Origin of the sequence: Paenibacillus sp. (assembly GCF_035645235.1) — a bacterium.
GTDB lineage: Bacteria > Bacillota > Bacilli > Paenibacillales > YIM-B00363 > Paenibacillus_AE.
Genome location: NZ_DASQMZ010000126.1, coordinates 62,478 through 72,889 on the forward strand (window position 1 = coordinate 62,478; position 10,412 = coordinate 72,889).

The 10,412-nt window shown below is 53.7% G+C and carries 12 protein-coding genes; 1 reads left to right on the plus strand and 11 read right to left on the minus strand.

Annotated elements, in window-relative coordinates:
• Positions 1 to 22 precede the first annotated feature (22 nt).
• The 8 genes from VEZ38_RS12170 to VEZ38_RS12205 all read right to left on the minus strand — a co-directional run bounded on the left by VEZ38_RS12170 (position 23) and on the right by VEZ38_RS12205 (position 6,151).
• The gene (locus VEZ38_RS12170) at positions 23 to 268 is read right to left on the minus strand and encodes a hypothetical protein (protein ID WP_324893706.1); all 246 of its coding nucleotides are present in this window, start codon (positions 266 to 268) and stop codon (positions 23 to 25) included.
• Complete coding sequence (locus VEZ38_RS12175) at positions 253 to 411, minus strand: hypothetical protein (RefSeq protein WP_324893707.1); 159 nt, start codon at positions 409 to 411, stop codon at positions 253 to 255. The genes VEZ38_RS12170 and VEZ38_RS12175 overlap by 16 nt, the downstream gene beginning before the upstream one ends.
• 3 nt (positions 412 to 414) lie before the next feature.
• Entirely contained in the window at positions 415 to 1,200 is a 786-nt protein-coding gene (locus tag VEZ38_RS12180; protein WP_324893709.1) for an ABC transporter permease, read from the minus strand.
• A gap of 9 nt (positions 1,201 to 1,209) precedes the next feature.
• Positions 1,210 to 2,013, minus strand: coding sequence for an ABC transporter permease (locus tag VEZ38_RS12185; protein WP_324893711.1), 804 nt, complete (start codon positions 2,011 to 2,013; stop codon positions 1,210 to 1,212).
• Positions 2,010 to 2,996, minus strand: a complete 987-nt coding sequence (locus VEZ38_RS12190) for an ABC transporter ATP-binding protein (RefSeq protein ID WP_324893713.1) — start codon at positions 2,994 to 2,996, stop codon at positions 2,010 to 2,012. Before VEZ38_RS12190 ends, VEZ38_RS12185 begins: the two co-directional genes overlap by 4 nt.
• A 294-nt stretch (positions 2,997 to 3,290) precedes the next feature.
• The gene (locus VEZ38_RS12195; protein WP_324893715.1) at positions 3,291 to 4,379 is read right to left on the minus strand and encodes a DUF3221 domain-containing protein; all 1,089 of its coding nucleotides are present in this window, start codon (positions 4,377 to 4,379) and stop codon (positions 3,291 to 3,293) included.
• Positions 4,380 to 4,561: 182 nt separating this feature from the next.
• Entirely contained in the window at positions 4,562 to 5,569 is a 1,008-nt protein-coding gene (locus VEZ38_RS12200) for an HD domain-containing protein (RefSeq protein WP_324893717.1), read from the minus strand.
• A gap of 21 nt (positions 5,570 to 5,590) precedes the next feature.
• Complete coding sequence (locus VEZ38_RS12205; RefSeq protein ID WP_324893719.1) at positions 5,591 to 6,151, minus strand: cysteine hydrolase family protein; 561 nt, start codon at positions 6,149 to 6,151, stop codon at positions 5,591 to 5,593.
• A gap of 155 nt (positions 6,152 to 6,306) precedes the next feature.
• Here VEZ38_RS12205 and VEZ38_RS12210 point away from each other — a divergent pair, with 155 nt between their 5' ends.
• The gene (locus VEZ38_RS12210; protein ID WP_324893721.1) at positions 6,307 to 6,729 is read left to right on the plus strand and encodes an Lrp/AsnC family transcriptional regulator; all 423 of its coding nucleotides are present in this window, start codon (positions 6,307 to 6,309) and stop codon (positions 6,727 to 6,729) included.
• A 12-nt stretch (positions 6,730 to 6,741) separates the two neighbouring features.
• Here the strand turns inward: VEZ38_RS12210 and VEZ38_RS12215 are convergent, their stop codons facing one another.
• From VEZ38_RS12215 to VEZ38_RS12225, 3 genes are all read right to left on the minus strand, one after another.
• Positions 6,742 to 7,353, minus strand: a complete 612-nt coding sequence (locus tag VEZ38_RS12215) for a DJ-1/PfpI family protein (RefSeq protein WP_324893723.1) — start codon at positions 7,351 to 7,353, stop codon at positions 6,742 to 6,744.
• Between the two features lie 85 nt (positions 7,354 to 7,438).
• Positions 7,439 to 8,923: an amidase family protein gene (locus VEZ38_RS12220; protein ID WP_324893725.1), complete on the minus strand. Its 1,485-nt coding sequence runs from the start codon at positions 8,921 to 8,923 to the stop codon at positions 7,439 to 7,441.
• A gap of 326 nt (positions 8,924 to 9,249) precedes the next feature.
• Positions 9,250 to 10,053 (minus strand): NAD-dependent epimerase/dehydratase family protein, encoded by an 804-nt coding sequence (locus tag VEZ38_RS12225; RefSeq protein ID WP_324893731.1) that lies wholly within the window; start codon positions 10,051 to 10,053, stop codon positions 9,250 to 9,252.
• Positions 10,054 to 10,412 lie beyond the last annotated feature (359 nt).

The following is a 10,412-nucleotide window of genomic DNA, read 5'->3' on the forward strand; positions in this document are numbered from 1 at the left end:
ATTGTGACTGAACGATGAACGTTTACTGCAGCTCGTCCGCGGGAACGAACCGGGCTTGCGCGTCCAGCACGGGCACCGTGTCGACCGCATCGATGCGCGAGCTGAACGCGACGTCGTCCGCGTAACCGCGAAGCCGGAGTTCGCGCCCGCTTCCTTCAGCCGACTGACGGAATGCGCCGATGCATACTTCCGCTTCCGACGACCATTTTCCCGTCAGTTTGGAGGCGATCAGACCGGCTCCGAGGTAATCCTCTATGCTCGGGCGCATCGGGGAGACGCCGCCGCCGTCACCGTCGAGGAGAAGCTGAACACGTCGACGACGATTACGATATCGCCTCGCACGGCTGCCTCCCGCGCCCCGCGCACGCCCCATTCCACCCTGCATCCGTAAGGAGATTGATCGAAGAACATCGGCTACGACCCCGTGGAGCGGTAATGCCGCACGCCGAGACGCCACACGAGCAAGCAGGGCAGCACGAACAACGCGCCGGTTAGCGGCATGACCATGTACAGCAGCTCATGCCCGCCCTCCGCTTTGTCGAGCACGGACAGCAGCGGCAAGTAGCTGACCGCGCCGAACGGAATGACGAACGTGAAGAACGTCGTCACCCATTTCTCGTAAATGTTGAGCGGGTATTGGGCCATCTCCCGGCCGCCGTCGGTGAAGATGTTCGCGACCTCGAGCCCTTGGATCGTCCAGAAGCAGAGCGTCGCGGCAAGGATGTAGATGCCTGCGAAAATAAACACGCCGCCGACGACCATCGAGGCGACGGTCGCGAGCTTCACGGCGGTCCACGCGACATCCAGCTGCGACACCGCCCAGCCGAGCACGATGCCGCCTTGCAGCATGCGGCCGACGCGCGTGAACTCGAACTTCGAGCCGAGCACCTGTACGACCGTGCCGCGGGGCCGCACCAGCAGCCGGTCGAAGTCGCCGCTCGCAACGAGCGAGGAGAACGCGTCGAAGCCGCGCGCGAAGCATTCGCTCAGCGAGAACGAGAGATGAATGACCCCGAAGCACAGCGCCGCCTCGAAGAACGTCCACTCCCGCAGCACCCCGAACCGCTCGAACATAAAGTACATGCCCGCGAACACGGTGAACGGGACGAGAAATTGGCCGGACGTCAGCAGCCAAAACGACGCCCGATACTGCATCTGCGACTTGAACAGAATCGATAAATATTTAAAATACAGTGTCATCCGTTCGTCTCACCCTCCTTGCACGACGACGCGCCGCAGCGCCCGCCGCATAAGCAGATGGCCTGCGCCGACAAGCGCGGCCAGCCACAGCAGCTGCAGCGGGATGCCCCACAGCGCTTCCGTCACGCCGATATGCCCGCTGTAGACGCGGAACGGGAAATCCGCCGTCCAGCGGAACGGCAGCGCGTACACGATCGACTGCAGCCAATCCGGCATCATCGGCACCGGCACGATCAGCCCCGCGAAAAACTCGCCCGCCACGCCGATCATCAGGATCGACCCTGTCGGCGACATCGTCCAAAACACCGAGATGTAAATCAGCATCGAGATCGCCACGACGAGGAGCAATCCGAGCAGCAGCGCCGCGACGAACAGCCCGAACTGCAGCGCCGACGGCGGAGGCCCCATCCGGTACGGCGGCGGCAGCAGCAGCACGACCGGCAGCAGCGGCACGCAGCGGAGCGCGACGCTGGCAAGCCGCGTTGCGAGCAGCTTCGCGTACCAGAACCGATAGATGTCGCACGGTCGGCACAGCTCGTAGGCGATGTTCCCTGACGTAATCAGCCCGAAGATGTCGTGATCCCGGAACCACATCGCGATAAACCCGAGGAAAATTTGCTGCAGCCACACATAGGTGACGACGTCCCGCAGCGGCATCGGCGGCTCCGCGACGCTGTTCGCGTAGAAAGCCATATACACCATCATGAAAATGAACCCGAAAAACAGCTGCGTCGCCACCCCCGCCGCCGCGGCCGCCCGGTACTGCAGCCCCATCGCGAACCGCAGCTTCCCTACCGACAGGTACGCGTTCATACTTGATGCTCCTTATACAGTTGAAGAATGATTTCGTCGATCGGCTTCGTCTCGATCGTCACGTCGAGCAGCTCCACGTGCTCGGATAACGAGCGAACGACGCTCGCCATCGTAACGCGCTCGCTGTCGTAGCTGTACGTCGCCCGCTCCGGCGACCAGGAGAGCCGCGTCGCGCCTTCGACCTCGACCGGCTCCGCGTGCTCGCGAAAGTCGGCGGTCATCGTCCGGTACGTCCCGAACCGGCCGCGCAGCTCCTTCAGCGATCCATCGTACAGCAGCGTCCCCTTGCCGATCATCAGGATCCGATCCGCGAGCGCCTCGATGTCGCTCATGTCGTGGGTGGTGAGGATGACGGTGACCCCTTTTTCGCGATTGATCGCCTTAATGAATTGTCGCACGGCGAGCTTGCTGGCGGCGTCCAGTCCGATCGTCGGCTCGTCGAGGAAGAGGATCTTCGGGTCGTGGAGCAGCGACGCGGCGATCTCGCAGCGCATCCGCTGCCCGAGGCTGAGCTGGCGCACCGGCGTGCGCAGAAGCTCGGCGAGATCGAGCGTCTCGACGAGAAGGTCGAGCGTCGAGCGATACGTTTTCTCCGGAATCTTATAAATGTCTCGCAGCAGGTCGAACGAATCGAGCACCGGCACGTCCCACCACAGCTGGGTGCGCTGCCCGAATACGACGCCGATGTGGCGCACGTAGGCGACCCGCTCCTTCCACGGCGTATACCCCAGGATCGAGCACGCCCCGGCGTCCGGCACGAGAATGCCGCTCATAATTTTGATCGTCGTCGACTTGCCCGCGCCGTTGGGCCCGATGTAGCCCGCGATCTCCCCTGCTTTAATGTCGAACGTAATGTCCCGCAGCGCCTCCACCCGCGTATACTCTCTGACGAACAGCGCCTTCGCCGCCGCCAGCAAGCCGGAAGACCGCTTCGCGACGTCGAACGACTTGGTGATGCCCTGCAGCGTAATGACCGATTCCAATCGAAAGAACCTCCTTGGGAAAAAGCCCCTTTTTGTACCGCAGAAAAAAATATAACGGTTTTTGCAAAAAAGGTATAGACTTATATATTTCTTTCGGTTATACTAATATTATAGAGGTTGAGGATAACCTCCTGTTGTTGAGATCGTTGAAAAATTAAATAGCACGCCATACGTCGACAATCTTTATTTGATGTCGTCTTTTTTTATTTTTGGGTCAACAAAACTAAACCGCGGCAGCTAGGAAAGTCTTCCTAGACTGCCGCGGTTTTTGTTCGATCGGCTTGGGCGTACATCTTAACCGAGAATTTCAAGTTTTACGGCTGCAGTTTGTCCAGGGTACGATAGGAGCATTGTGCCTACAAACCAAACCCTAGCCCTTTGCCCTACCTCAAGGCGCTGAGCATGTTCTAAATATTTCACGGTTGCATCTTCGGTTAGAGAAATCCAAACAGCCTCCGGAAGCTCAGTGTCCCCCGCATACCTATTCGGATTTTCAATAAGTAAACGACCCGACGCTTCATCGATCTGTCTAATAATCCCTTCAATATCCGCTTCTTCACGAATGACAACCTGATTAAGCTTCAATGGAAAGGTCGCGCCTACGATTCGATAAATTGAATTTCGAATCGCACTGAGTTCATCGGGACCTAGACGAACTTCGTGTTCCCCGTATGTTCGGAAATCTACCTCCAACGACTCGTTAAAGACACCCCCCGATAGGATAACGATTCCGTTATCGTCCTGCACCTCTTTTACATTGTTTAATAACTTGTCTTGTAGCGCTGCAAGGTCTTGCTCAACATCTGGATTGTACAACACTGTAACTTTTCCATGATTCCAAGAGATATTTTCGTTCGGCACGCCGAATCGGGTCGCGAAATAACGCAACGGCACATAAGCCGTTCCTTCATAAAAGATCGCTTTGGGAACTTCTACAAGTCCATTGTGAATCAGGCCGTTCTCCCCGCTCCGATCTTCTGTCCCGTTGACAAACAACCTTACGCTCGGATCAAAGGTCACTGTCGCGATATGGGGGCTGGCGGTTACCTTGATGATCATGACCGACGTGTCGTTTTCCGAAACTTCCGATCGGGCGCCGGTCGCAGGCTTTTCGCTATTCACCCAAATCCATTTCTTTTCACCGTCCCAGCCCATGCGATCGACACCCAACATCCGCGAGAGATGTCGGACAGGCATGTAGGTGGAACCTTTATATATCATTGTTAAAAACTTCCCGTCTTCCCCCGGGTCGTATTCTTCTCCGTTAATATAAACTTTTAGCGTCGGGGGAAGACCCATGTCGTCATAACTGTCTGCCGCCGACGATGCTGTTGGCGCTAGCATGAAGAGAAAAAGGAGAGATGACGCCAATACCTTTTTCAAAGATATCCCTCCATTGGAAGACCCGTTCGTCCGAGGCGAATTTAGAACATCTGAAGAACCTGATTCAACTGGGTTGTATAATTTCTAAAGCCAATAATCAGTAAACTTACTAGAAGCAGCAAGGATATAAGAAAAGCCCATATTCCAAAAGTCAAATTCGTCGCACCCTCTCTCAGCAGATGTTATCGATCGCTGTCCCCGTCCCACCAAACATAATACGTGCCAAGCCTCTGCTCGAGTTCCTTGACTGTCGTTAGGATGCTCGGCGATGATTCCGTGATCGGTACGTCTCCGACGAGCGGCATGGCAAGATAAAGCTTGCGCAAAGCAGCGGTTTCCGCGGGAACCGCTGGCTGCTCTCGCGTTACTCGAATTCGCCACGATTCCGTTAGCAGCTTCTCATATGCTTCGCATGTACTTTCCTCGCTGCGCAGGAGCTGCTCCACATGCGCATCCGTCATCGCCGGCAAAGCGGCGACTTCCAGTTTGCCTTCGGTTATTAAACGCAGCACCAGTTTGCGGAGCATCGCGTTTATCCCAATATTCGCGGGCGATCCATGCATGCTTGCTTCTTCGAAAATGAGTTTTGCGACCGTTCTCCCTGCTGTCAACGTAAATCGAAGGCTGCCGTTACGGTAATCGATCCCGGCCATAATACGACGAGTGGAGGCGGGTAAATAACCGCCTGCGAATGCGCTTCGTACCCAAGAGTCAAGATGATCGGCATGGAGCGCGCCGTCGGCATTGCGCAGCAAGCTGCGCCGCGTCCCGTCGATATACGCTAACACTTCGGCAGGGTCCATTTTCTCCTTAGTAAGAATGTCTGCGATTTCCGCCGAACAAACGGCCTGACGCGTCCATTGGTGATGGTCAACCCCTTCGATCGAGTCAAGCGTATGGCTGAAAGGCGCGTGTCCGATATCGTGCAGCAATGCCGCCGCCCGCAGCGTCCGGTTCATCGGATCGAAATGAGCCGCCAGCGCAAATACACCCAGGGTGTGCTGTAGCCGACTATATGTATGATGAGAATTAATATAAAACGCGCCGCCATGGCGGACATAATGAAGCCTCCGCACGGTTTTACTGCGCAGGAGCGCCTTTTCTACAGGAAACAATCGAACTGGCAGCCGCCATAGCGGCTCCCAAATTTCGTCTAGGGCTCCGTCTAGTCTTAAGCGATAATCAAACATGTAACCCTTCCTTCGTTCTGATCATAACCTCGCGAGCACGGCTTCGGTATCGAGCACGGTCGCGAACACCTCGTGCAGATTAACGAGCGTCATCCTGTGGATATCCTCCGCCCGGTACACGTTGCCGTCCGGACCGACTTTATCGAACGTCGCCGCGGCGTCCGAAACGAGGATCGGGCGGAACCCCAAATTTTCTGCCATACGGGTCGTCGTCTCGACGCACTGGTTCGTCGTAATGCCGGTGATAACGATCTCCGACACGCCCATGTCAAGCAGCATCGCTTCGAGATTCGTTCCGATGAAGGCGCTGTTCACCGTCTTTCGGATAACGGGTTCGGACTCGAGCGGCGCGACCTCCTCCTTGAAAGGAAACCATTCGCTGTCGGGGTAAAACACGGACGTCTCCTTCGGCGAGGCATGCTGCACGAAAATGACCGGCCTGCCGGTTTTCCTCCACGCTCTCAATAAAGCGGCGATGTTGCGTTCGGCGTCCGGGTTGTTCCGATTCCCCCATTTCGGGTGGTCGAAAGCTTTTTGTACATCGATAATGAGCAGCGGCGCATTCGTCGGCAAACGTTCCATACCCTTTCTCCCTCTTCCCATGCGGAATACAAACTATTATAGTAAAAGGATCTGACCGTTTACAGAATGTATCCAATGAGTTCCGAAGCGTTTGCCTTCGAAATACAGAAAAATTGTACGATATCCTTTTAAAGATAAAGTGAGGAGGCGGTAAAATGGACAACACCGATAAGGAAATTCTACTAGCGCTGCAGGAGCAAGGTAGAATTTCTATGACGGAGCTGGGCAAGCTGGTCGGCTTAACCGCCCCCGCCGTTACGGAACGGGTAAAGAAGCTGGAGGATCGCGGCGTGATTACCGGATATCGGGCGGTCGTCAACGCGGAAGCGCTGGGCAAGAGCTTGTGCGCGTTCATTTTATTCGATTCGAAGCGTTGCGAGGAGTTCCGCGCGTTTTGTGCCGGGCACCCCAGCGTCGTTGAATGCCACCGTCTCGCCGGCCAATACAGTTACCTTGTGAAAGTCGTCACCGAATCGATCCGCTCGCTCGAGCAATTCATCGACGCCGCCTTGCCGTACGGTCAGTCGTCCACCTTGATCACGCTGTCCTCTCCCGTTGAATTTAGGCCCTTGGCATGAGGAAGCCCGCAGTCAGTTAACCCCGATCCCCCCATTCCAATCGTACTCCATGAGATCGGCGGCTTCTATTGCGCGTTCCGCGCCGAACAGTTTTCCGACGACATAGAGCGATGCATCGATACCTGCCGACACACCTGCAGACAGGATGATTTTTCCGTTATCGATGTATCGCTCCTCTTCCGCGATGTCAGCCGAATCGCCCACGATTGCCCTAAGTTCATGGGTGGCGCGACGGTTGGTCGTTAGTTTGAGCCCCTTCAATAGCTGCGCTTTCGCGAGTATGAGCGCCCCTGTGCAAACGGACAGCAATAACTCCGCCTTCGGGGACGTTTCCCGAACCCAGCGAATGAGCAACTCGTTGTGCATCTCTTTCCTAGAACCCCAACCACCGGGAACGACCAAAAGGTCCACGGGAGGGCAATGCTCAAATGAGTAATTTGGGTTTACGCTGAGCCCTCCAAGGGCGGTGACAGGCGCATCATGCTCGGCGACCGTAAATACATGAAAATCTTTCCCCCGATTGCTTGCCGCTAGGAACACTTCCAACGGCCCCGCAAAATCGAGAACCTCCACGTCGTCATAGATCAAGATCGCAACATTTCTTGCGGGCCGTGCCTGTTCCATATCAACAACTCCCGTAAGATAATAAAAGCATTCGGTCACGGACCAAGCCTTTGCCAATATGATTGTTATATACCTGAGTTCTCGACTATACCGGATCGGGCGGCGCAAACCGGTAATTGCTTGCTTGCTCGTAAGCATAGGCAAGTCTAAATAGCGTAGGTTCACTGAATGCGGTTCCGACAAAGGTTACACCTTGCGGCCCCTTGGTCGTATAGCCTCCTTCTGCAATGATTCCTGTCCCCGCATATCCTCCCGGCACTGTAATGGCAGGATAGCCCGCACGTGCCGACAAATCGAGCCCATCCTCGTTACCAAGAAACAGCAGCGCATCCAATCGATACTCGCTAATTGCATGGTCAATCCCCTGGCCTCGGGCTAGCTCTCGATTCAGGCGTAAACTCTCGCTGTACACCGCCTCGGTTAACATGCCACTTGTTTCGTTAGACCAAATAAGCGTATCTTGGCCGTATTTAAGCGCGGAGTCGCGATTTTTTTCGTTATAGGCTATCAGTTCATCCAACGTTCTAACCGAAGCGCCGGAACCTGCCCTGGCAAGATAATCGTTTAGCCCTTTTTTGAACTCGAAGCGCATTACGTCCCAGTCCCACTTAGCGCTCTCGCAGGGCAACGATATCGGATCGACGATAGTGGCCCCGCATTCTTTGCACAAGGCGATCGCCCGTTCGATAATCGCTAACCGGGCTTGATCCAGTCCTCGATAATATCGACGCGGAACACCGATCCTCGCAGCACGCAAACCGTCAAGATCCAAAAATCCTGTATAGTCCTTATACGCTAATCGCTCATTGCATAACATGGTTGCATCTTCCGTGTCCGCTGCTGTCATGGCACCGAGTAAGATCGCAGCGTCCCTGACCGTCCGAGTCATTGGGCCAGCTGAATCTTGGCTTTGAGTAATCGGGATGATGCCCGATCGACTGACGAGCCCGATTGTGGGCTTTAGCCCGACGAGGCAGTTCTGCGAGGACGGGCTGATAATTGATCCGGATGTCTCCGTTCCGATAGCCGCGGTACACAAATTCGCGGCAACCGCTACACCGGAGCCCGAGCTCGATCCACCCACGAACAACTCGCCGGGACCATAAGGATTTAGTGTCAAGCCACCTCTGGAGCTATACCCTGCCCACATCGTAGGCGACATGAAATTCGCCCATTCCGTCATATTTGCCTTGCCCAAGAAGACTGCTCCTGCAGCCCTTAATTGTGCTGTTACGTACGAATCCTTCGGTGCGAAATGGTTCGCTAATGCGACCGACCCAGCACTTGTGTGCATACGGTCACCTGTATCGATATTGTCCTTTAGAATGATCGGGATGCCGTGAAGCGGTCCGCGAGATCCGCTTTTCTGCCGTTCTTCGTCTAGCGACTCTGCAACAGCATTCGCGTCCGGATTAACTTCAAGCACCGCTCTCAGAATTGGGTTACATCGTTCAATTCGCTCCAAATACCAGCGGACGCAATCTACCGCTGTTAACGTTCCTAATTCCATCGCCGCTTGTAACGAAGCAATGTCTGTCTCGAATAACGATTCGTTTATCGTTCTATCCATTTTAGAAAGTCACTCCAATTCTACTTTGCTATAAACAAAAAAAGGTTATCCTCCTCCTCGAACCAAAAAAACGGTTGCTATAAAGCAAACCGTTCAAACATACCCCTTTCTTATCTCGTCTTCCTTAACGTAATTAAAACGATTCTTAGGGTAATTGACTGGGGGGTTAAACCTTTGCCATTCGATTGTTCTTTTCAGGCTTTCCTCGAATGAAACCATTTCACTGAATCCTAATTCAGCACGGATTCGAGTCGAATCAGTTATGAATTGCTGTTCCGTGCTTCCAGGAAACCTCATCTCCACGGGGAGTTCCTCTTTCGGTACTGTCACGATTTCCCCTTTCCAACCGAAATGTCCCCGATTGCCGCCACCAATTCGCTCATCGAGCAAGTTTGGGGCGAGCTTACATTATAAATTCGACCCGCCGAACGTTCGTCAGAAACGGCTAAAGCAATCGCGTGCGCAACATTCTCTACATAAGAGTGGGTCCAATGCCATGCGGCAAAACTTTCATCGAGCAAAATAAATGGGCGCTTGTCGTCCATTCTTTTCAGGTACTCGTACATTCGATACTGACTGTCTCGGGGTCCATAGACTGCGGGCAAACGTAAAACCGTACCAGCTAATTCATACGAGTTCATAACGACTCGTTCAACTAATATCTTATCGTAATGATATCTGCTGTCATTCTCATCTCTAGCCTCTTCACGATATGGATAAAGTTTGGTACGTAACAACGAATCTTCCGTAATTGGCGTTGGCTCTAATGGTCCAGTTTCAATTCCTCTTACAAAACCATAAGCGCGGTAAACATCCTGACTTGTGATGGATACAATTCTACGCGCAATACCTTGGAACACGTCTACGACCGCTTGAGCATCCATTTCACTTGAAGGAATCATGTCGAGAACAACGTCTGGAGCAAAGGATTTAAAAACATCGCGGAATGCTTTTAGGTTATTTTTATTTCCTAAGATTCGATTCGCAGCCGAAGGCAGTTCGGAATTCGTTTCCCCCCGATGAAAAACTGTTACGTGATGACCCATGGATGTTAGTAATTTTACAACAACTGGTCCAATGAATTTTGTTCCACCGATTATTAGAATCCGCATGTTTCCTGCACCATCCATTTTCACGTAAATTCTTACCACCGGAGACACTTACATCTCATATTATATCCTTTGCCTTCGTGGACGAAGGAAAACACGCTGCTCAAGTTGCCGCCTGTCAATGGCGTAATCTCGGACGCACCGGGTCCGAAATGTTTCCGTATTACGGCTTCGACTTGCCCCATTTCCAATCCAAATCAGGTTTCTCGTAGGCTGTCATCGTTCATCTCCCGTTCATAAAGGTCTAGTCCGAGTTCTAGGTTGCAAATCAGCAAGTATACGTTGAAAATAGAATATAGCGTTTGAAAATTGTATGGTGCTCAGGAGGTACGACCGTATGAGTAATTTGAAAATTGAAAACAACTGGGATCCCGAGCAAG

Excerpts from the sequence above, each read along its gene's own strand:
- VEZ38_RS12215 (WP_324893723.1), bottom strand. The coding sequence starts at position 7,353 with ATGGAACAGGCACGGCCCGCAAGAAATGTTGCGATCTTGATCTATGAC.
- VEZ38_RS12210 (WP_324893721.1), top strand. The coding sequence starts at position 6,307 with ATGGACAACACCGATAAGGAAATTCTACTAGCGCTGCAGGAGCAAGGT.
- VEZ38_RS12175 (WP_324893707.1), bottom strand. The coding sequence starts at position 411 with ATGTTCTTCGATCAATCTCCTTACGGATGCAGGGTGGAATGGGGCGTG.
- VEZ38_RS12205 (WP_324893719.1), bottom strand. The coding sequence starts at position 6,151 with ATGGAACGTTTGCCGACGAATGCGCCGCTGCTCATTATCGATGTACAA.
- VEZ38_RS12225 (WP_324893731.1), bottom strand. The coding sequence starts at position 10,053 with ATGGATGGTGCAGGAAACATGCGGATTCTAATAATCGGTGGAACAAAA.
- VEZ38_RS12185 (WP_324893711.1), bottom strand. The coding sequence starts at position 2,013 with ATGAACGCGTACCTGTCGGTAGGGAAGCTGCGGTTCGCGATGGGGCTG.
- VEZ38_RS12200 (WP_324893717.1), bottom strand. The coding sequence starts at position 5,569 with ATGTTTGATTATCGCTTAAGACTAGACGGAGCCCTAGACGAAATTTGG.
- VEZ38_RS12170 (WP_324893706.1), bottom strand. The coding sequence starts at position 268 with ATGCGCCCGAGCATAGAGGATTACCTCGGAGCCGGTCTGATCGCCTCC.
- VEZ38_RS12220 (WP_324893725.1), bottom strand. The coding sequence starts at position 8,923 with ATGGATAGAACGATAAACGAATCGTTATTCGAGACAGACATTGCTTCG.
- VEZ38_RS12180 (WP_324893709.1), bottom strand. The coding sequence starts at position 1,200 with ATGACACTGTATTTTAAATATTTATCGATTCTGTTCAAGTCGCAGATG.